Genomic DNA, 25013 nt, shown 5'->3' with positions numbered 1-25013 from the left:
AGAGCAAGAAGAGAGAAGGAGGACGGCACAGCGTGCGAAGTCACCGTCTGACCACTGGCCACACCTACGGTCTGCGCCTGGATCCGGGGGAGGACTTCCTGCCGGCTCTGCGGACGTTCTGCCACGAGGAGGGCATCGAGCAGGGTTACGTTCCCATGTTCCTCGCCGCCTTCTCCGAAGTGGAGGTGGTCGGCACCTGCGAGAAACTCGAGAACCCCTCCGCACCGGTGTGGTCCACGGTGCATCTGACCAATGTCGAGGCCATCGGCTGCGGCACCCTCGCGCACGACCCTGAGACCGGGCTCGTCCTGCCGCACATCCACACATCCGTCGGCCTGAAGGAGAGGTCGGCGACCGGCTTCACCAGTCACCTGCTGAGCGCGCGTATCCAATTCATCGCGGAGCTGGTGGTCGTACAAGTGACATCACCGCGGATGGGCCGCCCGGCCGACCCCGGCCTGTACGACGTCCCACGGCTCACGTTCGGGACGTACGACCTGCCTTGAACAAGGGGCTCTCCACCACCTCACGCGATCGACGAACGACCGGACGGGGGACACGGTGAAGGCGTATGTGACCATGGCCGCGTTGTGCGGGCTCTTCCTCCTGGGCTGCCGGGACCGAGCGCAGCGACGGAGACCGCTGCTGCGCGTCTATCCGCTGATCGGCCGGTTCTCCCGGCTGGTGGTCCGCTTCAGCCGCCGTGTCGACCCCTCGTCGCACCGTGCGGGGCCCTTCACGTCGTCCGACATGCGGGACATCAGGACACGGGCCCTCACCGGCGCGTCGGCCGCCTCCTTCGGCAGCCCTCCGCCGCCGACCGGCCCCGCCCGGCCCCTCGCGGCGGACATCGCGGTCGTTCCCGTGGCTCCGTTGCCGTCGCGCGGTGTGACGCTCGACGGCTCCGACGGCAGGGAGCGACTCATGGCTCACCTCAACTTCGGCGCCATGGGCTACGGGCCGGTCAGCGCCAACACCATTCGCGCGGTCGCGTTGGCCGCCGCGGACGTCGGCTGTCATCAGAACACGGGAGAGGAGGGCATCCTCGGCATCCTCGGCATCCACCTGGACGGTGGGACGAGCGCCCCGTTCGTGTGGCAGATCGGGACGGGCTACTGGGGGTGCCGCGACGCCGACGGCTCCTTCTGCCGCGATGCCTACGTCCGCACTGCCGCCCTGTCGCAGGTCGACTGCATCGAACTGAAGCTTTCCCAGGGCGGCAAACCGGGAGCCGGCGGGATGCTGCCGGCCCGCAAGAACACCCGAAGCGTCGCCCGTGCCCTCGGTGTCGCCCCGTTCACGGATGTCGTGTCGCCCCCTCAGCACTCGGCGTTCGACTCGACGGAGTCCATGCTTGAACATGTGGCGCTGATGACGGAGCTCTCCGGGGGCAAGCCCGTCGGCGTCAAACTGTGCGTCGGCTCGCGCCGTTCGGCTCGTGCGCTGGTCTGCGCCATCATCCGGACCGGGATCAGCCCGGCGTTCATCACCGTGGACGGCGCCGAAGGTGGCACCGGGACGTCGATCCGCGAGTTGCAGGACCACGCGGGAATGCCGGCGTTCGAGGCGCTGCGGCTGCTGCACGAGGAACTCGGGCAGTCCGGGCAGCGCGAGCGGGTGCGGCTGTTCGTGTCGGGCGGTGTCAAGAACGGCTTCGACCTGTTCACCATGTTGTGCCTGGGCGCCGACGCCTGTTTCTTCACCAGGGCACCGCTGATCGCCATGGGATGTGTCCAGGCCCGCCTGTGTCACACCGGCACCTGCCCGTCCGGCATCGCGGCACAGTCGCTCTGGTCCCGTTCCGCAGTGCATCCGCCGACCCAGGGCCGTCAACTCGCCGCCTACCACCGAACGGTGACGGACGGCCTGGCCCAACTGATGCGTGCCTGCGGCCGACGGACCGTGAGCGAGCTCGACGCCTCGTGCCTCATACGGCCCGACGGGCACCCCTACAGCTAGCACCCGCGTCCGTCCGCCCGCATCGGCCGGTCGTTCCCGCTCCGCCCCCACGCCGTCACCATCGGCCGACCCCGACACGAACTCAGGACATCTCTCTCATGACGTTCTCCCCGAACTCTCCGCTCGCCGGCCGGACCGTCGCTGTCTTCTCGCTCGGCGGCACGATCGCCATGACCACCGACCCGGTCACCGGCGGTGTGGTGCCCGCACTCTCCGCGAAGGACCTGCTGACCGCGGTTCCCGCGCTGCGGGAGACGGGAGTCGTCGTACGGGTTCAAGACTTCCGGCAGCTTCCGGGTGCCTCCCTGCGGATCGAGGACATCGTGGACCTCGCATCGGCCATCGGGGCCGAGCTGGACGCGGGCGCGGACGGAGCGGTGGTGACGCAGGGCACGGACACCATCGAGGAGACCGCCTTCCTCCTCCATCTCCTGCACGACCGGCCGGAGCCGGTGGTCGTCACCGGCGCCATGCGCAACCCCACTCTGCCCGGGGCGGACGGGCCGGCGAACCTCCACGCCGCAGTGCTCGTCGCGGCGGACCAGGCCACCCGAGAACTCGGCTGCGTGGTCGTGCTCAACGACGAGATCCACAGCGCCGTCCAGGTGCGAAAGTCCCACACCACCAGCACGGGCGCCTTCACGTCCCCCGGCGCCGGGCCGGTGGGCCGCGTGCACGAAGGGCGGCCCACGATGGTCTGCCGCCCACTGCTGCCCAGCCTCCCCCGCCTGGCCCGAAGTTCGGCCGGCACCGCCCAAGTGGGGCTGTACACCGTCACGCTGGGGGATGACGGCACCCATCTGGAGTCCTTCGCCGGCGGGTACGACGGACTGGTGGTCGCGGCCTTCGGCGTGGGTCATGTGCCACGGAGCATGGTCGGCACACTGGAGCGCCTGGCCGCCGGGATGCCCGTCGTCCTCTGCTCCCGCGTGGGCGACGGTCCCGTCCTGAAGGAGACATACGGCTTCCCCGGGTCCGAGAAGGACCTGCGTACCCGAGGGCTCATCGGCGCCGGATCCCTCTCCCCGTACAAGGCGCGCCTGTTGCTCATCCACCTGCTCACCGGCTTCGGCCCGTCGGGGTCCACGGACATCCGCGCCGCATTCGCGGAACTGGAAACACCGAGCTGACGTCTCCCGCCGACCCGCTCGGCGCATCGCCGAGCCGGGCCGACGGCGCCTCACGGGGGAAGCGCCGAACTCGGCGATGACGGTGCGACTCCCCCTTCCGTGATCCACGTCATGCCCGCCGATGCGGTGCCGCGAAAAGCGATCTTTGGTGGGGGTACATCCGATTCGGGCGCATTCGGTGACATCGCCCACTCTTCGGGTGCGAGGCCTAGGCAATGTCTTGTTTGTCGTCGACAGTTGAACGGAGCCGGGCACCCGTGTCCGGGGACGTACCGCCTTCGGGGTCTCTCCCCGGAGCGCGCGCAGGGCGTTCCCGGCCTTTTCCGGCCTCCGTCCGTTCTGTCGAATTCCCGCTCGTCACCCGCGTGTTGTCGTCGTGCCCGCTGTGCGGCGCGAAGGCCGCGCGTGGCCACGACCCCCCGCACTCGAACCACGGAAAGCACCGACCGACATGAGCAATTCCCGGGACATCCCCGTCCAGCCGCACGTCGTCACCGCCGCCGAGGTCGTACCCGGTGACCTTCTCGCCCTCCGCGAGAAGGACGTGACCGAGCACACGTGGTACGTCGTGACACACACGCTTCCGGAGACTCCGGAGACGATCCGGATGACGCTGCGGCCGCCGCTCGGCGGCACGGATCATGACGAGGTGCTCGGGCGCGCCAGTGCCGTGACGGTGGGTTCGCGGCGGATGAACGTCCAGGAGATCCCGCTGGTCACCTCCAGCGACCTCGGATCGGTGGAGTTCCACGAGGGCGACCGGGTCACCTCGCTGCGCGTCGTCGACCCCGCGGCCGAGGCGGAGTCGCACACACGGCGGTGGGGGCTGTGGCACCGGGATCTGGACCAGCCGGGCGAGCGGCCGCTGACGGACGACGAGATGCGCTCCCTGGCCGAGCGGGCCGGCGGCCGGGAGTGTGTCGTGCGCCACCATCCCCGGCCGAAGCAGCGGCCGGACGCCCACGCGCCGCGCCGCGTCGTCGTGACCGGGGTGGGCGCCGTCACACCCCTGGGGGTCGGTGTGGACGCACTCTGGCAGGGGCTGAGCGAAGGCCGTTGCGGCATACGGGAGTTGGAGGGCGAGGAGTTCGCCGGGCTGCCCGTACGGGTGGCCGGGACCGTGCCCGTCGACCCGGCCGAGGTGCTGCCCCGGCCGCAGGCGCGGCGGATGAACCGCGCCGCCCAGTTCGCGGTGATCGCCGCGCGGGAGGCCTGGCAGGACGCCGGGTTCGACGCGTCCGGCACGGACGGGAGCGGGCTCGACCCCGAGCGGGTCGGCGTGTCCGTGGGCGCCATCCTCGGCGACGCCTCCGTCCTGGTCGGCGGCGACCGCAAGCTTCGGGACAAGGGGGCGCGTGCCGTGTCCCCGCTCACCACGCCGATGACGGTGCCCTCGCAGGCCGCCTCCCAGGTGTCGCTGGACCTGCACATCACCGGCGAGGCCCGGACCGTGACCAGCGCCTGCGCCTCCGGGACGGAGGCCATCGGGCAGGCCATCGACCGCATCCGCCTCGGCCGTGTCGACGTCGCCGTCGCCGGGGGCGCGGAGGCGGTCGTCACCCCGGCGATCATGGCCTCCTTCGCCGCGATGCGCGCCCTGTCCGCGCACGGCCTGGATGCCGGCACCCCTTCCCGGCCCTTCGCCAAGGACCGCGACGGCTTCGTGAACGGCGAGGGCGCGGGCTTCCTGATCCTCGAGTCCGAGGAGCACGCACGCGCCCGCGGCGCCCGCATCTACTGCGAGGCGGCCGGCTGGGGGCTGTCCGCCGACGCCCACCACATGGCCGCGCCCGACCCGTCCGGCCGCGGTGTCGCGCTCGCGCTGCGCCGCGCCGTCCAGGACGCCGGCGCCCACGCCGTGGACGTCGTCCACGTCAACGCCCACGCCACCGCCACCGTCGACGGCGACCTCGCCGAGGCGACGGCCCTGCGGACGGTCCTGGGCGACGGCGTGCCCGTCACCGCGCTGAAGGGCAGCCTCGGGCACCTCCAGGGGGCCGCGGGCGGGGTCGAGGCCGTCGCCGCCGTCCTCACGCTGCACCACGGGGTCATCCCGCCCACCATGGGCTGCGCCGAGCAGGACGACGCCATCGGCCTGGACGTCGTGACAGACACCCCGCGGGCCCTGCCCACCGCGGGTGACCTGGCCCTCAGCAACTCGTTCGGTTTCGGCGGCCACAACGCCGTACTGGCGCTGCGGCGCACCGCGTAGTCCCTTCCGGGGGGGGCGGACCGGGCCCGGGGGCTCCTACGCCGACGTGCGCTTGCGGGCGGCGGTCTTCCTGGCCGGCGTCTTCTCGGCCGCCGTCTTCCCGGCCGCCGTCCCCTTCGCGGAGGTCTTCTTCGCCGTCTTCTTCGCCGCCGTCTTCTTCGCCGCTGTCTTCTTCGCCGCTGTCTTCTTCGCCGTCTTCTTCGCCGCCGTTCTCCCGGCGGTCCCGCTCTTCGCCGCGGACGTCTTCTCGGCGGAGGCGCGGGCTCCGGTGCCGGAGCGGGGCGCGGGCTTCCCGGACGTCTTCTTCGCCGTGGACCTCTTCGAGGCGGCCGTCCCCTCCGACGCGGCCGTCTCCTCCGAGGCCGCCGTCTCCTCAGAAGCCGCACGCGACGGCTTCCCGGCCGAGGTCCCGCGCCTCGGCGTCTTCCGGTTCCGCAGCCGGGTGACCTCGGCGTCCGCGCCGGTGCCCTCGTCGCCGCCGGCTCCCTTCGCGCCCTTGGCCGCCTGCACACTGCGCTCCAGCGCGGCCATCAGGTCGAGGACCTTGCCACCCTCCTCCGCGGGGGCGGCGGGCACCTGCGCACCGGACGCCTTGGCCGCGACCAGCTCCTCGACGGCCTCGCGGTAGTCGTCGTGCAGCTCGTCCAGGTCGATCCCGCCCAGGGTCTCCATCAGCGCGTCCGCGAGGTCCAGCTCCTTGTCACGCACCGTGACGCCGGTGTCGGGGGCCACTCCGTCGGTGGCACGGATCTCGTCCGGCCAGAGCAGAGCGTGCATCACGATGACGTCGCCCACCACCCGCAGCATCCCCAGCCGCTCGCGCCCGCGCAGCGCGAACTTCGCGACGGCGACCTTCCCACTGCGCTTCAGGGCCTCGCGCAGCAGGGTGTACGGCTTGGTCGCCGGGGCCCCGTTCGCCGACAGGTAGTACGCGGTGGCCATCTGGAGGGGGTCGATCCGCTCGGCCGGCACGAAGGCCGTGATCTCGATCGTCCTGGCGGTCGGAAGCGGCAGGTGGGACAGGTCCTCGTCGGTGATCGGGACGACCGTGCCGTCCGAGTCCTCGTACCCCTTGCCGATCTCACCGGGCGTGACCTCGCGGTCCTCCAGCTCGCAGAACTTGCGGTAGCGGACGCGGCCGCCGTCCTCCAGGTGGATCTGGCGGAAGGAGACCGAGTGGCTCTCCGTGGCGGTCATCAGCTTGACCGGGATGCTGACCATGCCGAAGGAGATGGCGCCGTTCCAGATGGATCGCACGTACCGCACCCTTCGCTCGGAACAGGCAATACCGGCTGTTTTCGTGGGATTCTCATCGTATGACGCCGATCACGGAGGTGGAGGGGCGGCGGCTGGCCCTGTCCAACCTGGAGAAGGTCCTGTACCCGGCGGCCGGCTTCACCAAGGGCGAGATGCTGCACTACTACGCGACGACGGCCGACCCGCTGCTGGCCCATCTGCGGGACCGGCCGGTCTCGTTCCTGCGCTACCCGGACGGCCCGGACGGCCAGGTCTTCTTCACGAAGAACGTGCCGCCCGGTACGCCCGAGTGGGTCACCACGACCGAGGTGCCCCGCGCCGAGGGTCCGGCCCGGATGGTGGTCGTCCAGGACCTCCCCAGCCTGATGTGGGCGGCGAACCTCGTCACCGAGTTCCACACGCCCCAGTGGCGGGCCCAGGCGGCCGACATCGCCGACCGCCTCGTCTTCGACCTCGACCCCGGGGCGCCGGCCACGGTCGTCGAGTGCTGCGAGGTGGCGCTCTGGCTGCGGACCCGGCTCGCCGAGGACGGCATCGAGGCGTACGCGAAGACGTCGGGGTCCAAGGGGCTGCACCTGCTGGCCGCGCTGGAGCCGGTCCCGTCGGGCGAGGCCAGCGCCTACGCGAAGCGGCTCGCCGTCGAGGCGGAGCGGGAGCTGCCCGGGCTCGTCGTCCACCGGATGACCCGCAGCCTGCGCCCCGGCAAGGTGTTCGTCGACTTCAGCCAGAACGCCGCGCGGAAGACCACCGCCGCCCCGTACACCCTCCGGGCACGCCCCGAGCCCACCGTGTCCGCGCCGGTGACCTGGGACGAGGTCGAGGACTGCGCGGAGCCGGAGGCCCTCGCCGTACGGGCCGGGGACATGGCCGCGCGACTGCGGGAGCACGGTGACCTGCTCGCGCCCCTCCTCGACCCGGACCGTACCCACCCGCTGCCCCGGCCGGTGTGATCGATCGCGGGGCCGCCACCGTCCGCTCACCCCCGCAGCCACACCCCGCTGTCCCCGGCTTTCACACCCGCAGCCACGCCTTGCGGTCCCTGGCCATCGTGTGCAGCGCCTCCACGTCCGCCGGCTTCAGCACCCCGCCCGCCCCGGTCAGCGCCGTGAGGTCGGTGTCCCGGACCACGCGCACGTCCGCCACCGGTGCCGTGACGGCCGGGGCGTCGCAGCCCACCAGGGCCAGGACCGGGTGGACCTCGGCCGTCAGGGCGTACGAGGCACGGTCGGCGTCCGCCCGTACCCGGCGCAGCAGGGGACGTGCCTCACGACGGCCCACGGTGACCATCGGGCCGGCGACGAGGACGCGCTGCCGGCGGGCGTGGAGGGTGTGGACGCAGAACAGGCCGCCGGGGCCGATGAGCAGGTGGTGGATGCGGTCGCCGCCCGGCAGGGGGATGGAGTGCAGCGTGTGACAGCCGGCGCCCGCGAGGCGGTCGAGGGCCTCCCCCACCGCCTGCTCGGCGGCGAGCGCCCGGCGGCGCGGGTCGGGGCGCAGGCGGCGCGCCGGGCCGGGGAAACGGTCGAGGTCGATCAGCAGCGCCTCGCCGGGCCGGTTCGGGGCGAGGTCGTCGTCCGGGGGGAGCGTGAGACCGGCGAGTCCGGCGGCGGTGAGGACGGGGGGCGGCCCGACGGTGACGGTGCCGGTGAGGAAGGGGGCCAGGGCGTGGAGGACGTCCTCGCGGCAGTCCTCGCGGAGCAGGCTGACCCGGGCGGTCTCACGGTCGTACCAGGCGACGTTCCTCCCGTCGGTGAGGCAGACGTACAGACGTTCCTGCCCGTGCCACCGGGCCGGCACGACGCGCAGTCCCTTCATGCACCATCACCCCGGTCCATGGGAGCAGGCAGGGTGCTCGTGGGGCAAGAACCCGGCTACCGTGGGGAGGAGTTGGAGAGCTGGGGAGGCGCTGTTGCGGACCCGCCGAGAACAGTCCGACGTACCGGCCCCGGACCACCCGTGGAGCGAGATCGTGCCCGGCCTGTGGATGGGCGGACACGAGTACCGCGATGGTTCCGGCGGGCGGGAGCTCGCCGTCGTGCACGACGAGTTCGACCTGGTCCTGACCATGCTGCGGCTCCCGGGGTACGGCCCCGATCCGGGCGTCGAGCACCACGTGTGGCCGATCCCGGACGGTCCTCTCGACGGTACGCAGCTGGCGGGCGTGATGCGACTCGCGCAGGCGGCGGGCGACGGTCTGGACGAGGACCGCCGGGTGCTGGTCCGCTGCTTCCACGGCTACAACCGCTCGGGGCTGGTGGTGGCGCACGCCCTGGTCCGCGCGGGGCGCGACACGGACGACGCGATCCGGCTGATCAGGGCCCGTCGCTCGCCCTGGGCCCTGCACAACGAGCTGTTCGTGGAGTATCTGCGGGCCGGTCTCGCGACGGCGCGGCTGCTGGAGGAGCTGCGGGACTGACGCGCCGGTGCGCGGCCGGGCCCGGCCAGGTTCCACGGCGCCTTCCCATCTGCCCCGATGCCCGCATCGCGCGACTCTCCGATGGCGCAGCGTGATCTGCGTGAGCCCAGGCGTGACCGTAATGTGGCGATTAGTCAGATATCCACCTGTGTACCGCCTCTTCCAGGAGGAGCCCTCCATGTCCCTGCGGACCACCTGCACCCGTCTCGCCGTGACTCTCGCCGCGGGCAGCCTCGTCGCCCTGGCCGGAGCGACGCCCTCCCTCGCCGACGACGACTGGGAGCCGGCGCAGAACCCCAGCAGCTCCCCGGCGAACACCGGACGCGACGACAACGGCTCGGGCACCGGTGCGGGCACCGGACGCGACGACAACGGCTCCACCGCCACCCCCGGACGCGACCAGAACGACGCCCAGCCGGGCAACGGCGACACCGGCACCGCGCCGAACACCGGCACCGCCAACGGCCACAGCAACAGCAACAGCAACAGCAACAGCGCGCACGGTGACCAGCACGAGGACGACAACGCCGTCTACCGGGGCCGGATCACCGCTCGCGGCGGTCTTGTCCTGCGCAGCGCGCCGACGCAGCGCAGCGCCGTGATCCGTACCGCGCACCACGGCGAGATCGTCAACATCTACTGCAAGGCCCCCGGCCAGCGGGTGGACGGCAACCCGCTGTGGTACCTGCTGACCGACGGAACCTGGGCCTGGGGCTCCGCGCGCTACATCGACAACGTCGGTCCGGCCCCCCGCTGGTGCTGACGCGGGCGAAGAGCACCGGCACGCCGATGGCGGCGGATCCGCCCGCCCCGCCGCCCCGGCGCCGCGGCGTCGAGCTCGCCCTCCTCGTCCTGGCCGTCCTGCTCTCCGTGTACGGCTACTGCGCCGTGGGCCTCGCCCACGACGGCACCGTTCCCCCCGGCGCCGCTGGTTACGGCGCCGGGCTCGGCGTGCTCGCCCTTCTCGCGCACATCGCCGTGCGGCTGCGGGCGCCGGACGCCGATCCGCTGCCGCTGCCGATCGCCGTGCTGCTCAACGGCCTGGGCCTGGTCCTGATCTACCGGCTCGACCTGGAGACGCCCGACGACCAGGCGGCCACCACGCAACTCGTCTGGTCGGCGCTCGGCGTCGCGCTCTTCACCGGGGTCGTGCTCCTGCTGCGCGATCACCGGGTGCTCCAGCGGTACACGTACATCTGCGTCGTCGCGGCGCTCGCCCTGCTCATCCTGCCGATCTTCTTCCCCTCGGTGAACGGCGCCCGCATCTGGCTCCGCGTCGCCGGCTTCTCCATCCAGCCCGGCGAGTTCGCGAAGGTGCTGCTCGCCGTGTTCTTCGCCGGCTACCTGGCGGCCAACCGCTCCGCGCTCGCGTACACGGGCCGCCGGATCTGGCGGTTCGGCCGCCTGCGGGTGCCCCCGGGGCGGGTCCTCGGACCGATCGTCGCGATCTGGCTGCTGAGCGTCGGGGTACTGGTCCTGGAGCGGGACCTGGGGACCTCGCTGCTGTTCTTCGGCCTGTTCGTGATCATGCTCTACGTGGCCACCGGCCGCACCGGCTGGATCGCGATGGGCCTGCTGCTCGCGGTCCTCGGCGCGTTCGCCGTGGGCCGCCTGGAACCGCATGTGCACAGCCGGGTCGAGGACTGGCTGCACCCGTTCGCGTCGATCGAGGCGGGCGAGGGGCCCCATCAGCTCGCCCAGTCGCTCTTCGCGTTCGCCGCGGGGGGCGTCCTCGGCACCGGCCTGGGCGTGGGCCACTCCGTTCTCATCGGGTTCGCCGTCAAGTCGGACTTCATCCTGGCGACGGCGGGCGAGGAACTGGGGCTGGCCGGGCTCAGCGCGATCTTCCTGCTGTACGCGCTGCTCGTGGAGCGCGGTTTCCGCACGGCGCTGCGTCTGCGCGATCCCTTCGGCCGGCTCCTCGCGACGGGCCTCGCCTCGATCGTGGCGCTCCAGGTCTTCGTGATCGCGGGCGGGGTGACCGGGCTGATCCCGCTCACCGGCATGGCGATGCCGTTCCTGGCGCAGGGCGGCTCCTCGGTCGTCACCAACTGGATCATCGTGGCCCTGCTCATCCGGCTCAGCGACTCGGCCCGTCGGCACGCCCCGGACCCGGAGCGGCCCGGCCGGCCCGGGGGGACACCGGCGCCATGACCCGCTGCATCCGCCGGGCCGCCGCGCTGTGCGCGCTGCTGCTGGTCGCGCTTCTCGTGAACGCCGCCCGCGTCCAGGTCATCCAGGCGTCGACGTACGACGACAACCCGGCCAACCGCCGCTCCCCCATGGCCCGTTACAGCCATCCCCGGGGAGCCATCGTGGTCGGGGACGGGCCGGTCACCGGGTCCGTGGACACGGGCGAGCGGTTCCGCTTCGAACGGACGTACACCGACGGCCCGTTGTACGCGCCGGTCACGGGCTACTCCTCGCAGGTGTACGGGACGTCGCTGCTGGAGCACAGCGAGGACGACATCCTGTCCGGGACGCACCCGATGCTCATGCCGCTCCCGCTGTGGAACGACGTCACGCGTGAGCACAGCAGCGGCGGCCGGGTGGTGACCACGATCGACCCGGCGGCGCAGCGTGCGGCGTACGAGGGGCTGGGCGCGCGCCGGGGCGCGGTCGCGGCGGTGGAGCCGTCGACGGGACGGATCCTGGCACTGGTCTCGACCCCTTCGTACGATCCGGCGGTGCTGTCGGGGACGGGCGCCTCGGTGGCGGCGGCGTGGAACAGGCTGAACGGCGCGGTGGGCAAGCCGATGCTCAACCGGGCGATCCGGCAGACGTATCCGCCGGGCTCCACCTTCAAGGTGCTGACGGCGGCGGCGGCGCTGGACTCGGGCGTGGTGAAGGACCTCGACGCGAAGACCCGGTCCCCCGACCCCTACCGGCTGCCCGGCACCAGGACGCGGATGACGAACGAGGTCGAGGGCTGCGAGGACGCCTCGCTGCGGTACGCGTTCACCTGGTCGTGCAACACGGTCTTCGCCAAGCTGGGCGTGGACGTGGGGATGCGGGACATGGCGCGGACGGCGGCGGCCTTCGGTTTCAACGACCGGCGGCTGCGGGTCCCGTTCCCCGTCGTGCCGAGCAACTTCGACTCGGGCCTGGACCGGGCGCAGCTCGCGCTGTCCTCCATCGGCCAGTTCAACACGCGGGCCACGCCGCTCCAGATGGCGATGGTCTCGGCGGCGGTGGCGGGCGGCGGCACGGTCAGGGCGCCCTATCTGGTGGAGCGGACGACGACGGCGAACGGCGCCACGGTCCGGTCCACGACGCCGCGGACGCTGCACCGGGCGATGCGCCCCTCGACCGCGGTCCGGCTGCGCCGGATGATGCGGGACGTGGTGGAGAAGGGCACCGGGGAGAACGCGGCGATCCGGGGCGCGACGGTGGGCGGCAAGACCGGCACGGCGCAGCACGGACTCGGCAACTCGGGTATCCCGTACGCCTGGTTCATCTCGTGGGCGCGGGCGGACGACGCCATGGAGCCGGCGGTCGCGGTGGCGGTCGTCGTGGAGGACGCGGACGACGACCGGGGCGAGATCAGCGGCGGCGGCGACGCGGCCCCGGTCGCCCGGGCGGTGATGGAGGCGGTACTCAACAGCGCGTCTGGAAACGGGCGTTGAGGGAGCGGCTTCGCGCCGGACGCGCTGCCCGGTACGTGAGACGGGGGTGGGACGCGTACGCCGACCGACCTATCGTTCGGTTCATGACGACCTCGACAGCCCCGACGCCCCCGACACCTCCCGCGGGATCCACCGCGTACGAACTCGCCCAGGTCAACATCGCCCGTCTCAAGGCTCCGCTGGACTCCCCCGTGCTGAAGGGTTTCGTGGACGGCCTCGACCCGGTGAACGCCGCGGCGGACGCCTCGGACGGCTTCGTCTGGCGCCTCCAGAGCGACTCGGGCAACGCGACGGACGTCCCGGTCTTCGGTGACGAGTGGCTGATCGTGAACCTGTCGGTGTGGCGCGACGTCGAGGCGCTCACCACGTTCATGTACCAGGGACTGCACCGCGAGCTGCTGGCCCGCAGGAGGGAGTGGTTCGACCGCCTGGAGGAGGCGGTCACCGCGCTGTGGTGGGTCCCGTCCGGCCACCGCCCGACGGTCGCCGAGGCGGAGGCCCGCCTCCTCCACCTGCGCGAACACGGACCGACGGGACACGCGTTCACCCTGCGGACGGCGTTCCCGGCCGGGGCCTTCGAGCCGGCGGGGGCGGGCGAGCCCGCGGGAGCCTAGAGCCGTCCCCGCCGGTTGATCGCTGTGAGGTCGATGTCGATGAGGAACGGCAGCGTCAGCTTGAGCCGGTTGTGGAAGATGCCCACCGGACCGTAGGCGGATGTGGCGGGGTCGAGCTCGAAGGCGTACACCACGGGAAGGCCGCCGTCCTCCTCGATCCGCCAGAAGTGCTGGATACCCGCCTTCGCGTACTTCCCGGGCTTGACCTCCCGGTCGCGCGCCACGGAATCCTGTGAGACGACCTCGACGGCGAGGACGACGTCCTCGGATCGCAGCCGCGTCCGCCGTGCGCCCGTGTCCGCGCCGGCACGGACGACCGCGACATCGGGCTCCGGACGGTTACGGCTGTCGATCTCCACGGTGAATTCACGGAAGACCTCGAAATCGGCTGGAGCCTGGTCCAGCAGAGCGTTCTCCAGGAGCCGCATCATGCGCATGTGGAACTCCGTCTGCGGACTCACGAAAACCAGGCTCCCGTCGATCAGCTCCGTGTGCGGAGGAAGATTGGGGAGCCGGTCCAGGTCGTCCGCCGTCCAGCCGCCGGCCGGCGGACGAGCCCACTCGTACTGCTCGTCCAGCCCGTACTCGCGTGCGGCGCTCATGATCACTCCCATGCGGCGGAGTCTGCCTGACAGGCCCAGCGTACTCAGGCAATACGCCGATATCCTCCCCCGCGGAGTGATCGCCCAGCGCCGTGTTGACCGGTCTCAGGCGTCCGCGCCCGCCTCGACGGCGTCCTCCACCTCCGCCACCCGGGCCTTCTCCTCCTCGGCGAAGCGTTCCGCGTCCAGGCGTTCGGCGATCTCCTCGTCCTGGGTCATGAGGAGGTCCAGGTTGGAGTCGCCCATCTCGAAGACGCCCATGTCGACGTAGGCCTCCTGGAGGCGCTTGCCCCACAGGCCGATGTCCTTGACGCAGGGGACGATGCGGCTGAAGAGCAGCTTGCGGAACAGGTGCAGGAACTCGGACTGCTCGCTGTACTCCTCGGCCTCCGCCTTCGGGATGCCGAAGTTCTCCAGGACCTCGACGCCGCGCAGCCGGTCGCGCATCAGGTAGCAGCCCTCGATGACGAACTCCTCGCGCTCGCGCAGTTCGGCGTCCGTGAGCTGTGCGTAGTAGTCGCGCAGTGCCATCCGCCCGAAAGCGACGTGGCGGGCCTCGTCCTGCATCACGTACGCGAGGATCTGCTTCGGCAGCGGCTTGTCGGTGGTGTCGCGGATCATGCCGAAGGCGGCGAGCGCGAGGCCCTCGATCAGGACCTGCATCCCCAGGTAGGGCATGTCCCAGCGGCTGTCGCGGAGGGTGTCGCCGAGCAGCGACTGGAGGTTGTCGTTGACCGGGTACAGCATCCCTATCTTCTCGTGCAGGAACCTGCCGTAGATCTCCGCGTGCCGGGCCTCGTCCATGGTCTGGGTCGCCGAGTAGAACTTGGCGTCGAGGTCGGGCACGGACTCCACGATGCGCGCCGCGCACACCATCGCGCCCTGCTCACCGTGCAGGAACTGGCTGAACTGCCAGGAGGCGTAGTGCTTGCGCAGTTCACCCCTGTCCCGTTCCGTCATCCTGTCCCAGTGGCGGGTGCCGTAGAGGGTCATCGCCTCGTCCGGCGTCCCGAGCGGGTCGAGGGGGTCGACCTCCAGGTCCCAGTCGATCCGCCGCTGACCGTCCCACTGCTTGTCCTTGCCCTTCTGGTAGAGGGCCAGCAGCCGGTCGCGGCCGTCGTCGTACTCCCAGCTGAAGCGCGCGGCGCCTGTGGCGGGCACCTGCCAGTGGGGGTCTCCCGGGTCCTTGGCGTACAGCTCATACGTCGGCATACCCCGCAGGCTCCTACGTGGTAGACGCGCGGTCAACAAGTCGTGCACAAGGGATTGACGGTCTTGCTGACAAGCAGTCTCATAAGAGGTGACCACCGGTAACGCTCGCGGGAGCGCGCGTGCCGAGCGCCCCGAGGCCCCCTCGAACCCGTACGAAAAGGTGGAACTGTCATGACGACCGTGACGGAAGCCGAAGTGCTGCGCGACGCGCTCGGCCTGCTCAAGGACCGGGAGCAGGTGGCCGAGCGGCTGCTCGACTCTTCCGCCAAGCACTCCTTCGACCCGGACAAGGAGCTGGACTGGGACGCGCCCTTCGAGGAGGGCAAGTGGTTCTGGCCGCCGGAGCTCGTGTCGCTGTACGACACCCCGCTGTGGAAGCGGATGGGCGAGGAGCAGCGGATCGCGCTCTCGCAGCACGAGGCCGCCGCGCTCGCCTCGCTGGGCATCTGGTTCGAGATCATCCTGATGCAGCTGCTGTGCCGGCACATCTACGACAAGGCGGCCACGAGCTCGCACGTGCGGTACGCGCTCACCGAGATCGAGGACGAGTGCCGTCACTCGAAGATGTTCGCCCGGCTCATCACCCGGGGCGGCACCCCGTACTACCCGGTCAGCCGCGTCCACCAGAACCTCGGCCGGCTGTTCAAGACCATCTCCACCACGCCCGGGTCGTTCACGGCCACGCTGCTCGGCGAGGAGATCCTCGACTGGATGCAGCGGCTGACGTTCCCCGACGAGCGGGTCCAGACGCTGATCCGGGGCGTCACGCGCATCCACGTCGTGGAGGAGGCGCGGCACGTGCGGTACGCCCGTGAGGAGCTGCGGCGCCAGATGGTGACGGCGCCGCGCTGGTCGCAGGAGTTCACCCGGGTCACCTCGGGAGAGTTCGCCCGGGTCTTCTCCGTCGCGTTCATCAACCCCGACGTGTACACCAACGTCGGCCTCGACAAGCGCGAGGCGCTCGCGCAGGCGCAGGCGAGCGGACACCGGCGGGAGGTCATGCAGACGGGGGCGAAGCGCCTGACCGACTTCCTGGACGACATCGGGGTGCTGCGGGGCGTCGGACGACGGCTGTGGAAGTCGTCGGGGCTGCTCGCTTAGGCGCCCCGGGAGCGGCCCGCGGCGGTGCGCTCCCGGTTACGCTGCGGGGTATGACCTCCGAGGCTCCCACGCGCGCGTATCGCAGGCTGAGCGTCGAGGAGCGGCGCAGCCAGCTGCTCGAAGCCGCCCTGTCGCTCTTCGCGCACCGCCCGCCCGAGGAGGTCTCCCTCGACGACGTCGCCGAGGCTGCCGGGGTGTCGCGCCCCCTGGTGTACCGCTACTTCCCCGGCGGCAAGCAGCAGCTGTACGAGGCCGCCCTGCGCTCCGCCGCCCAGGAACTGCGGCAGTGCTTCGCCGAGCCTCCCGAGGGCCCTCTCACCCAGCGCCTCGTCCGCGCCCTCGACCGCTATCTCGCCTTCGTCGACCAGCACGACGCCGGGTTCAGCGCGCTCCTGCAGGGCGGCAGCGTCGTCGAGACGTCCAGGACCACGGCGATCGTGGACGGAGTCCGGCGGGCCGCCGCCGAGCACATCCTCAGTCACCTGGGCGTCCCGGAGCCGGGACCGCGCCTGCGGATGACCGTCCGGATGTGGATCACCGCGGTGGAGGCCGCGTCGCTGATCTGGCTCGACGAGGGCAAGGAGCCCCCGCTGGAGGAGTTGCGGGACTGGCTCGTCGAGCAGTTCGTGGCCGCCCTCGCGGTGACCGCGGGACGTGATCCGCAGTCCGCCTCGGTGGTGCGCACCGCGCTCGCCCTGGAGACGTCCGACGGCCCGGTGGGCGCGCTCGCCCGGCGCGTGCTGCCCGTTGTCGGGGACGCGGCGCACCTGCTGTGACACTGGTCCGGTGAAGAGCGAAGACACCCTGTTCGAGGGCGGCCCGCTGGACGGCCGGGTCCTGCCCGTGCTGCTCGGGCCGACCGGGCATCCGCCGAAGATGTACCGGGTCCCGGTGCCGGACGCGGACGGCGGCCCGCCCACCGTGTACGTGTACCGGCGGGTCCAGGCACGCCGCAGCAAGCGGCTCGGCCTGCACCTGGGCTGGAAGTACGAGTACGCGCCCGACGCGCCCCCGACCGCGCGCCTGAAGTGGCCGTGGTCCAGGCCGGACGCCCCCCGCACCGCCCCCGGGACCACGGCCGGCACCGCGGACGGCACCGCGGACGGTGAGGGTGGCGGGGCGCACGGCGCCGCGCCGGACCGCAAGCCGGATGCCGCAGACGAGTGATCCGCTTGGGCCGAACGCCCACCGCCCGCGCGCGGGCCGGCCGGACCCGTCCCATGCTCACGGTGCGGGGTGGAGGGGCCGCCTCGCACCGGAGGTGATGACGTGTCAGGAAGGCTTCTGCGACAGGTGTGCACGGCCGCCATGGCGACCGTGACGGCCGGGGTGCTGCTCGCCCCCGCGACCGCGACGGCCGCTCCCGGGCCCACGCCCACGACCACCGCGGCCTCCCCCGCACCCGACGCGGGCGACGGCGCGGGGGACGGCGCGGGCGAACGGTCCGTCTCCGCCCTCCTCGCGGATCTGCGGAGGCTCTACCAGGAGGCGGAGCGGGCCACCGAGACGTACAACGCGACCGAGGAGAGACTGCGGGCCCAGCGCGAGAAGGTCGGCCGGCTCGACCGGGAACTCGCGACGGTCCGCCTCGCGCTGCACGACAGCCGTGGCGCGGCGGGCCGGCTCGCCCGCCAGCAGTACCAGGGCAGCACCCAGATCTCCCCCTACGTACGGCTGTTGCTGGCCCGTGATCCGCAGCAGGCCCTCGACCAGGGGCATGTGATCCGGCAGGTGGCGCAGGGCCGCGCCGAGACGGTCCAGCGGCTGACCAGCGACGAGCGGCGCCGCGACGCGCTGGCCCGGGCCGCCAGGAAGGCGCTGGACGAGCGCGTCGCCCTCGCCGGGCGGCAGAAGAAGGCCAAGGAGGAGGTCGAGCGGAAGCTGCGGGAGGTCGAGGAACTGCTCGGCTCGCTCAGTCCCGCCCGGCTCGCCGAGCTTGCCGCGTTCGAGAGGTCCGGGACGGCCGTAGCGCAGCGGGCGTTCGTGGCGTCCGGCGCGCTCGGCGAGCGGCGCAACCCGTCACGCCAGGGCGAGCTGGCGCTGCGGTACGCCGTGGCGCAGATCGGCAAGCCGTACGTGTGGGGCGCCGCGGGGCCGCGGGCGTACGACTGCTCCGGGCTCACCTCGCAGGCGTGGCGGAGCGCCGGGCTGAGCATCCCGCGCACCAGCCAGGGGCAGTGGGCCCGGCTGCCGCGGATCCCGCTGGACGAGCTGCGGCCCGGCGACCTGGTGATCTACTTCCCGGAGGCCACGCACGTCGCCCTGTACCTGGGCGACGGCATGGTGATCCAGGCCCCGCGCCCCGGGGCGAAGGTCAAGGTGTCGCCGATCGCGGCCAACCCGGTGCTGGGCGCGGTCCGGCCCGACCCCGACGGGGAGCCCCTGGCGCAGTACACGCCGCCGGCGCTCCCCCCGGGTGCGGCGAACGGGCTGGACGAGGGCTACTCCGCGACGACGCCCCCGGCGTCCGACGCCCCCGCCGCCCCGGTCACCGAGGCCAAGTAGGCACTCGTCCTCTCGGGGTCGTAGAAGAAGTTCTCGAAGTCGGCCGGGTCGTTGAAGCCGTTGGCGAAGCGGTCGGCGACGGGCTGGAGCTGACCGGCGGCGCCGATCAGGCCGAGCACGTGCTCCGGAGGAACGCCGAGCATCGCGTTCGTCCACTTGGTGACGTGCTGGGCGGTGTCCCAGTAGCGGTCGAAGGTCCGCGTCATCCAGGCCTCGTCGAACTCCCCGTCACCGTGCGAGACGATCGAGTCCAGGTACGAGGCGGCGCACTTGGACGCCGAGTTGGAACCCTGGCCGGTGATCGGGTCGTTGGCGACGACCACGTCGGCGACGCCGAGCACCAGGCCGCCGCCGGGCAGCCGGCCGATCGGATTGCGGACCGTGGGCGCGTACCGTCCGGCGAGGGTGCCGCCCGCGTCCGTCAGCTCGACCTTGGTGGCCCGCGCGTACTCCCAGGGCGTGAACCGCTCCATGAGTTCCAGGGTCAGGGAGAGGTGCTCCGCCGGGTCCTTGACACCCTTGAAGGCGTCCAGCGGGCCACCGGGTACGCCCTCCCAGAAGAGGATGTCGGCGCGGCCGGACGTGGTGAGGGTCGGCATCACGAAGAGCTCGCCGACCCCGGGGACCAGGTTGCAGCGCACCGCGTCGAAGTCCGGGTGCTCGGGACGGGGGCCGAGGCCGTGCACATAGGCGACGGCGAGGGCGCGCTGCGGCTCCGTGTACGGGGAGCGGGAGGCGTCCCGGCCGAACATGGAGACCAGCTCGCCCTTGCCCGCCGAGACCAGCACGAGGTCGTACGTACGGGAGAAGTAGTCGAGGTCGGAGACCGCCGCGCCGTGGATCACCAGCTGGCCGCCGCGCTGGACGAAGGTCTCCATCCAGCCGGCCATCTTCACCCGCTGGTCGACGGACTGGGCGAACCCGTCGAGCCTGCCCACCCAGTCGATGGCGCGCGCCGCGGGGCCCTCGGCCCAGGAGCCCGGGGCCGCGACCGAGACGCCGAGCCCTTCGATCCTCGGGGCCTGGGACTCCCAGAAGTTCAGCTGGAGGTCGCGCTCGTGCTGCAGCGCCGTGTGGAACATGCACTGCGTCGACATGACCCGGCCGGAACGGATCTCGTCCGCCGTCCGGTTCGACATCAGGGTGACCTCGTACCCGTGCGACTGGAGGCCGAGGGCGAGCTGGAGACCGGACTGACCGGCTCCGACGACGAGTATCTTCCGCATACGGGTCCTCAACTCTGCGTACGTGCGTGGCCGTACGTCTGTACACCGGTGCGTCTGTACACCGGTGCGGCTGTGCACCGGCGCGGCTGTCCATGGGTACGGCTATTCGGGGCTGACTTCGAGTGCGTGGCCGACCAGGGCGAGAAGCGTCTCGATCACCGTGATCCGGCGCCGCGCGTCCATGATCATGACAGGTATGTGTGCGGGCACCGTGAGGGCCTCGCGCACGTCGTCGGGCTCGAACCGCTCGCTGCCGTCGAAGTGGTTGACCGCGACGACGTACGGCAGGCCGCAGCTCTCGAAGTAGTCCAGCGCCGGGAAGCAGTCGGACAGACGGCGGGTGTCGGCCAGGACCACCGCGCCGATCGCCCCGCGCGCGAGGTCGTCCCACATGAACCAGAACCGCTGCTGGCCGGGCGTGCCGAAGAGGTACAGCACCAGGTCGTCGTCGAGCGTGATCCGGCCGAAGTCCATGGCGACCGTGGTGGTCAGCTTCTCCGGTGTCGCGCTGAGGTCGTCGGTGTCCTCGCTGGCCCGGGTCATCAGCGCCTCCGTCTGGAGGGGCCTGATCTCGGAGACCGTGGAGACCAGCGTGGTCTTCCCGACGCCGAAGCCGCCCGCCACCACGATCTTCGTGGCGATCGGGGCGCGCGTCCGGTCCGTCTGCCAGGGACGGAGCTGCTCCTCCTCGTCGAGGAGCGGGGAGACGCCAGGGGCGGCGTCAGAGACGGCGGAGTCCACTCAGCACCCTTTCCAGCAGAGCGCGGTCCGGCTGTCCCGGGCCGTGACCGGTTCCGTACACACGGATCTTTCCCTGGTCCGCGAGGTCGCTCAGGAGGACCCGGACCACACCGAGCGGCATGCTCAGCAGCGCGGCGATCTCCGCCACCGTGCGCATCCGGCGGCAGAGTTCGATGATGGCCCGCATCTCGGGCATGAGCCGGGCGGCGAGGGCGCCTGGCCCGGAGCCGAAGGGCTGGGCGGGGATGCCGGTGAGCTCCTTCCGCTCCTCCGGTGCCTCCAGCGCCGCGACGAAGGTCTCGACGAGCAGCACGTGCCCGAAGCGGGTGCGGCCGCCGGTCAGCGAGTACGGGCGTACCCGGGCGGGCTTCCGGTCGCCGCCGCGGACCGGCAGTCTGGGCGCACCCGAAGCGCCCGGACCGCCCGGCGTACCCGGCGTGCTCGGTGTGCTGGACGTGCTCACTGGGCACTCCCCATCGACTCGGCCTCCAGTGACTGGCGTAGCTCGCTACGGAGTTCGGGGGTCAGGACGTGACCGGCGCGGCCGACGAAGAGCGCCATGTGGTACGCCACCACGCTCATGTCGCAGTCCGGTGCGCCGTGCGCGCCGAGCAGCGAGCCGTCGCTGATCGACATGACGAAGAGGCTGCCCTCGTCCATCGCCACCATCGTCTGCTTGACGCCGCCGCCGTCCATCAGGCCCGCGGCGCCGATGGTGAGGCTGCCGATGCCGGACACGACGGTGGCGAGGTCGGCGGCGGAGCCCTTCGGGCCGCTGGGCCGCGGGGTGTTCTGCCGTGCCTGCGCGTTCCTCGTCCGGTCCGAGGAGAGCAGCAGCAGGCCGTCGGAGGAGACCACGGCGACCGACTGGAGGCCCGGCACCTCCTCGACGAGATTCGTCAGCAGCCAGTGCAGGTTGCGGGCTTCACTGCTCAGTCCGAAGGTACTGGGCGCGGTCAACTGCTTGCCTCCTCGACAGGACCCCCCGTGGACTCTGCGGTACGTGCGGTGCCGCTCGCCGGAGCGGGCGGCTGCGCCGGGCCGGTGGGCGTGGCCTGTTCGGCAGTCTGTTCCGCGATCTCCGCCTCGACGTCGCGGCGGCCCTTTTTCGCGCCCCGGTGGAAGCCGCCGAGCCTGCGGCGCAGGGCGTCGGCGTCCACACCGCCCGCCTTCGCCCTGGGCGCGGGCACGGGGGCGGCGATCTTCGGGGTGCGCTTGGGGAGCCCCTTGTCGGTGACCCGCTGAGGCTCCTCACCGGACTCCCGGGCCGCCTCGTCGGGGGCGCGGTCGTGGGTGTCGGGGCCGATGGCGTAGGGGTCGCGGGGAGCGGGCGGGACGGGGAGCCTCACCTCGGGAGCCGGAAGCGTGGGGGGTGCGGGCTGGGGCTCCGGCTCGGGAGCGGGTTCGGCGTGAGATGCGGCGGGTCCGGCCTCGTCGGCCGGGGGCTGTGGGGCGAAGAGCTCCATCGTGGTCTCGGGAGTCGGCTCGGGGGCCGGGTCGTCCAGCTCGCCGGACGCCGGCTCGGGGGCCGGGTCCGCGGTCGGCTCGGGGGCCGGCCCGGACGCCGGCTCGTCCGTCGCGTGGGACGCCGTGCCGGGGGCCGCCTCGTCCGTCGCGTCGGACGCCGCCTCGGGGGCCGCGTCGGGCTCCGTGTCCGGGGCCGCCTCGGGCTCCGTGTCCGGGGCCGGCTCGTCGGTCACGGCGGTCGCCGGGTCGGCGGGCCGGGCCGGGTCCGGCTCGGCGGCCGGGTCCGGTGCCCGTGCGGCCTCCCGCGGCTCGGCGTCGCGCGCGGACCGCTCCTTCGGGCCCTCCGTGCCGCCCTCGCGCATCGCCTCCTCCGCCGCCGCGATCAGCGGGTCGCGGCCGGGGCGCCCGGCCAGCACGTTGGAGTTGGCCTCGGCGTCGGCGCCGGGCAGGGACAGCGCGGGCGCGCCGCCGAGGACCGGGGTGGCCGTGGGCACGGTGACCGCGGGCGTCGTGGCCAGCAGGGCCTTGGGGAGCACGACGACCGCCGCGATACCGCCCTGCTTCTGCTCGCGCAGCTGGACCCGCACTCCGTGCCGGTGGGCGAGCCGGGCCACGACGAAGAGGCCGAGCCCGAGTCCCTCGCCGTCCTCCTGGTCGTACTCGGCGTCGGGACCGGCGAGCAGGGAGTTGAGGCGGCTCATCCGCTCCGCCGGCACGCCGATGCCCTCGTCCTGCACGGAGAGCATGACCTCGCCGTTCTCCAGCAGCCATCCGGAGACCTCGACGGGCACGTCGGGCGGCGAGAACGACGTGGCGTTCTCCAGCAGTTCGGCCACCAGGTGGCTCAGGTCGTCCGCGGCGAACCCGGGGACGTGCGCGTGCGGCGGCAGCGCGGCGATGCGCACCCGCTCGTACCGCTCGATCTCGCTGACCGCGGCGCGTACGACGTCGACGAGCGGCACCGGCCCGCCGTGCTGCTGACCGTGCTCGGCGTCGGCGAGGACCAGGAGGTTCTCGCTGTGGCGCCGCATGACGGTCGCGAAGTGGTCGAGCTTGAAGAGCGTGGCGAGCCGGTCGGGGTCCTGCTCGCGCTCCTCCAGGCCCTCGATGACACCCAGTTGGCGCTCCACCAGACCGAGGGTGCGCAGCGCCAGGTTGACGAAGGTGCCGTGGATGCTGCCGCGCGCCTTCTTCAGACGGCCGGCGGCCTCCGCTAGCTCCGTCCGCAGCCGCTCGCGCTCTTCGGCCATCGACTGGCGCTGCCCGACGAGGTGCTTGCGGTCGGCTTCGAGGGTGGCGATCCGCTCCTGCAGCCCGGCGGCGTGCGCGTGCAGCGCGTTGACGGAGCGGACGACCTGCGCGAACTCGTCGTTGCGGCCGGTGAACTTGAGGGGCTCGCCGGTGCCCGGGTCGGCGGCGAGCCGGGCGGAGCCGAGCCGCAGGACGGCCAGCGGGCGGGTGAGCGTACGGGCCATGGCCATGGCGACGCCGACCGCGACGAGCAGCAGGGCGCCGATGACCGCGACCCGGATCTCCAGGGCGGTGACATCGTCGTCCCGCAGCTGTTCGACGGCCTTGGTGCGCCGGTCATTGAGGGACGCCTCGGCGCCGCGCATCAGGTCGACGCGGGCGGAGAGGGCGGCCTCCACCTTCCCGGCGCCGTAGTCGAGCTCGGCGCCGGAGAGCGTCGGCTGGTCGGTGAGCCCGGCGAGGTACTTCTCGGCGGTGGTGACCTCGGGTCCCGTGACCGTGGAGTCGTAGGAGGCGCGGGCGGCCTTGGGGGCACTGTCGCGGAAGTCGGCGAGTGCCGCGTCGGAGCGGACCCCGGCCTGCTGGGCGGCGGCGCTGAGGGCGTCGCGCTGCTTGGCGTCGGCCGCCGAGGAGGTCTTCTCGGTGCTCGGCAGGCCGGTGACCGGGTCGACGACGGTCTGCTCGGAGCGCGGGACGTTCAGCGCCGCGAGGAGCAGCCCCCGGGCGGCGGCGGCCTGCTGGACGGCGGTGTCGAGGTCCGCGAGGGCGTGGGCACCGGAGCCCGCACGGGGCGGGAGCTGTTCGGCGAGATCCTCGGCGAGGCGGTGCAGGTCGGTGATGGCGGAGGAGTACGCCCGGTGCGTCTCGAGGGCGCCGCCCTTCCCGATGAGCGCCGCCCTGCGTACGGAGGCGATGTCGTCGAGGTTCTCGCGCAGACCGGCGGAGGCGTCGGTGCGCAGCTCCTCGATCTGCCGGTCGACCCGGTCGCCGCGCTGCGCGGAGGGCGCCTTGGCCTTGGGGCGACCGGCCGCGATGTAGGAGGTGACCTCGTCCCGCTCGTCGGCGAGGGAGTGCGCGAGGGTCAGCGCCTCCTGGGTCTGCCCGGCGAGCGTCACCAGGTTCTGCGAGTCGCCCAGCTGTCCCGACGCGGCGACGACCGCGGGCGCTCCGGCACCGGCGACGGCGGCGGCCACCACGGCGACGGCGACGATCAGCCGATTGCGTACGTGGGCGGGGCGTCCCTTGCCTCCGGTCTCCTGTCCGGCAGCGCCCGGCGTGTGCTCCGCGCTCCCCTCGGAGGTCTTCCGCTTACCTGTGCGCCGAGGCCGCGTCTTCTGCACCGGTGCTCGCATTCCTGACTCGTGTACCCATGGGCCCGGGTGACGTCCCGTCAACTGGAGGAACGTCTACCGGTACGGCTTTTCGACCCTCCCAGTGCCGGTGGGCAGTGGTCCCGCATCGCCTGACCCGCCACCCGAAGGAGTGAACATCGGCGAGGAGTTGGCGGGCAAGTTCCCGTGGCACGGGCGACGGCCCTGCGCGGCGGGCCGGTTGGACGTCGGCGACATGCTTTGGCAGGATTCGCCGCCACGCGTCACCGGAGTCGAGCATTCCGTGGCAAACCCGGCGCGACCTGCCGGTGCGCGGCCGTCCGGCGGCCGATACCGGCCTCCCACGGGCCTTGTGAAGGGCTG

Annotated in this window: 23 protein-coding genes; 14 read left to right on the top strand and 9 right to left on the bottom strand. The window is 72.4% G+C overall.

Going from position 1 to position 25013, the window contains the following annotated elements:
* The first annotated feature begins 32 nt into the window (after nt 1-32).
* The 4 genes from ACFY93_RS20405 to ACFY93_RS20390 all read left to right on the top strand — a co-directional run bounded on the left by ACFY93_RS20405 (nt 33) and on the right by ACFY93_RS20390 (nt 5301).
* Complete coding sequence (locus ACFY93_RS20405; RefSeq protein ID WP_391360806.1) at nt 33-506, top strand: PCC domain-containing protein; 474 nt, start codon at nt 33-35, stop codon at nt 504-506.
* A gap of 55 nt (nt 507-561) precedes the next feature.
* Nucleotides 562-1959 (top strand): glutamate synthase-related protein, encoded by a 1398-nt coding sequence (locus ACFY93_RS20400; protein ID WP_391360803.1) that lies wholly within the window; start codon nt 562-564, stop codon nt 1957-1959.
* Nucleotides 1960-2057: 98 nt separating this feature from the next.
* Nucleotides 2058-3089: an asparaginase domain-containing protein gene (locus ACFY93_RS20395; protein ID WP_391360800.1), complete on the top strand. Its 1032-nt coding sequence runs from the start codon at nt 2058-2060 to the stop codon at nt 3087-3089.
* Nucleotides 3090-3540: 451 nt separating this feature from the next.
* Nucleotides 3541-5301, top strand: coding sequence for a beta-ketoacyl-ACP synthase II (locus tag ACFY93_RS20390; protein ID WP_391360799.1), 1761 nt, complete (start codon nt 3541-3543; stop codon nt 5299-5301).
* Between the two features lie 36 nt (nt 5302-5337).
* Here ACFY93_RS20390 and ACFY93_RS20385 read toward each other — a convergent pair whose 3' ends face one another.
* Nucleotides 5338-6558 carry a Ku protein gene (locus tag ACFY93_RS20385; protein WP_391360796.1) on the bottom strand — a complete coding sequence of 407 codons (1221 nt, stop codon included), beginning with the start codon at nt 6556-6558 and terminating at the stop codon, nt 5338-5340.
* A 59-nt stretch (nt 6559-6617) separates the two neighbouring features.
* Between ACFY93_RS20385 and ligD the strand changes: the two genes are divergently transcribed.
* Nucleotides 6618-7508, top strand: a complete 891-nt coding sequence (gene ligD / locus ACFY93_RS20380) for a non-homologous end-joining DNA ligase (protein ID WP_391360793.1) — start codon at nt 6618-6620, stop codon at nt 7506-7508.
* 61 nt (nt 7509-7569) lie between these two features.
* On the opposite strand, the gene ACFY93_RS20375 is transcribed toward ligD, so the two are convergent.
* Entirely contained in the window at nt 7570-8373 is an 804-nt protein-coding gene (locus ACFY93_RS20375; RefSeq protein ID WP_391360790.1) for an NERD domain-containing protein, read from the bottom strand.
* 94 nt (nt 8374-8467) lie between these two features.
* Between ACFY93_RS20375 and ACFY93_RS20370 the strand changes: the two genes are divergently transcribed.
* The 5 genes from ACFY93_RS20370 (at nt 8468) to ACFY93_RS20350 (ending at nt 13214) form a co-directional block, all read left to right on the top strand.
* Nucleotides 8468-8974 carry a protein phosphatase gene (locus ACFY93_RS20370; RefSeq protein ID WP_391360788.1) on the top strand — a complete coding sequence of 169 codons (507 nt, stop codon included), beginning with the start codon at nt 8468-8470 and terminating at the stop codon, nt 8972-8974.
* A 178-nt stretch (nt 8975-9152) separates the two neighbouring features.
* Nucleotides 9153-9737 (top strand): SH3 domain-containing protein, encoded by a 585-nt coding sequence (locus ACFY93_RS20365; protein WP_391360786.1) that lies wholly within the window; start codon nt 9153-9155, stop codon nt 9735-9737.
* A 26-nt stretch (nt 9738-9763) separates the two neighbouring features.
* Entirely contained in the window at nt 9764-11128 is a 1365-nt protein-coding gene (locus ACFY93_RS20360; protein ID WP_391360784.1) for an FtsW/RodA/SpoVE family cell cycle protein, read from the top strand.
* A complete protein-coding gene (locus ACFY93_RS20355) occupies nt 11125-12600 on the top strand; it encodes a penicillin-binding transpeptidase domain-containing protein (RefSeq protein WP_391360781.1) in 1476 nt (491 codons plus the stop codon). Before ACFY93_RS20360 ends, ACFY93_RS20355 begins: the two co-directional genes overlap by 4 nt.
* An 83-nt stretch (nt 12601-12683) precedes the next feature.
* The gene (locus tag ACFY93_RS20350) at nt 12684-13214 is read left to right on the top strand and encodes a DUF3291 domain-containing protein (protein ID WP_391360778.1); all 531 of its coding nucleotides are present in this window, start codon (nt 12684-12686) and stop codon (nt 13212-13214) included.
* Here ACFY93_RS20350 and ACFY93_RS20345 read toward each other — a convergent pair.
* Together ACFY93_RS20345 and ACFY93_RS20340 are read right to left on the bottom strand one after the other, a co-directional pair.
* Nucleotides 13211-13816 (bottom strand): Uma2 family endonuclease, encoded by a 606-nt coding sequence (locus ACFY93_RS20345; RefSeq protein ID WP_391360775.1) that lies wholly within the window; start codon nt 13814-13816, stop codon nt 13211-13213. The two genes, ACFY93_RS20350 and ACFY93_RS20345, sit on opposite strands and share 4 nt — an antisense overlap.
* 105 nt (nt 13817-13921) lie before the next feature.
* Nucleotides 13922-15028 (bottom strand): diiron oxygenase, encoded by a 1107-nt coding sequence (locus ACFY93_RS20340; protein ID WP_391360772.1) that lies wholly within the window; start codon nt 15026-15028, stop codon nt 13922-13924.
* 171 nt (nt 15029-15199) lie between these two features.
* Here ACFY93_RS20340 and ACFY93_RS20335 point away from each other — a divergent pair, with 171 nt between their 5' ends.
* The 4 genes from ACFY93_RS20335 (at nt 15200) to ACFY93_RS20320 (ending at nt 18634) form a co-directional block, all read left to right on the top strand.
* On the top strand, nt 15200-16129 hold the full coding sequence (locus ACFY93_RS20335; protein ID WP_391360769.1) for a diiron oxygenase: 930 nt from the start codon (nt 15200-15202) through the stop codon (nt 16127-16129).
* Nucleotides 16130-16179: 50 nt separating this feature from the next.
* Complete coding sequence (locus ACFY93_RS20330; protein WP_391360767.1) at nt 16180-16905, top strand: TetR family transcriptional regulator; 726 nt, start codon at nt 16180-16182, stop codon at nt 16903-16905.
* A gap of 10 nt (nt 16906-16915) precedes the next feature.
* Nucleotides 16916-17296, top strand: coding sequence for a hypothetical protein (locus tag ACFY93_RS20325; RefSeq protein ID WP_391360764.1), 381 nt, complete (start codon nt 16916-16918; stop codon nt 17294-17296).
* Between the two features lie 102 nt (nt 17297-17398).
* Complete coding sequence (locus ACFY93_RS20320; RefSeq protein ID WP_391360762.1) at nt 17399-18634, top strand: NlpC/P60 family protein; 1236 nt, start codon at nt 17399-17401, stop codon at nt 18632-18634.
* On the opposite strand, the gene ACFY93_RS20315 is transcribed toward ACFY93_RS20320, so the two are convergent.
* The 5 genes from ACFY93_RS20315 to ACFY93_RS20295 all read right to left on the bottom strand — a co-directional run bounded on the left by ACFY93_RS20315 (nt 18571) and on the right by ACFY93_RS20295 (nt 24671).
* Entirely contained in the window at nt 18571-19860 is a 1290-nt protein-coding gene (locus ACFY93_RS20315; protein WP_391360761.1) for a styrene monooxygenase/indole monooxygenase family protein, read from the bottom strand. The genes ACFY93_RS20320 and ACFY93_RS20315 overlap by 64 nt on opposite strands.
* A 102-nt stretch (nt 19861-19962) precedes the next feature.
* Nucleotides 19963-20601 carry an ATP/GTP-binding protein gene (locus tag ACFY93_RS20310; RefSeq protein ID WP_391360759.1) on the bottom strand — a complete coding sequence of 213 codons (639 nt, stop codon included), beginning with the start codon at nt 20599-20601 and terminating at the stop codon, nt 19963-19965.
* Nucleotides 20582-20995 (bottom strand): DUF742 domain-containing protein, encoded by a 414-nt coding sequence (locus ACFY93_RS20305; protein WP_391361082.1) that lies wholly within the window; start codon nt 20993-20995, stop codon nt 20582-20584. Before ACFY93_RS20305 ends, ACFY93_RS20310 begins: the two co-directional genes overlap by 20 nt.
* 65 nt (nt 20996-21060) lie before the next feature.
* Nucleotides 21061-21561: a roadblock/LC7 domain-containing protein gene (locus tag ACFY93_RS20300; protein ID WP_391360757.1), complete on the bottom strand. Its 501-nt coding sequence runs from the start codon at nt 21559-21561 to the stop codon at nt 21061-21063.
* On the bottom strand, nt 21558-24671 hold the full coding sequence (locus ACFY93_RS20295; protein WP_391360754.1) for a nitrate- and nitrite sensing domain-containing protein: 3114 nt from the start codon (nt 24669-24671) through the stop codon (nt 21558-21560). Before ACFY93_RS20295 ends, ACFY93_RS20300 begins: the two co-directional genes overlap by 4 nt.
* Between the last annotated feature and the right edge of the window lie 342 nt (nt 24672-25013).

The sequence above is a fragment of the Streptomyces sp. NPDC008313 genome (genome assembly GCF_042956125.1).
Lineage (GTDB): Bacteria > Actinomycetota > Actinomycetes > Streptomycetales > Streptomycetaceae > Streptomyces.
This window is presented reverse-complemented; position numbering and strand designations above follow the sequence as displayed.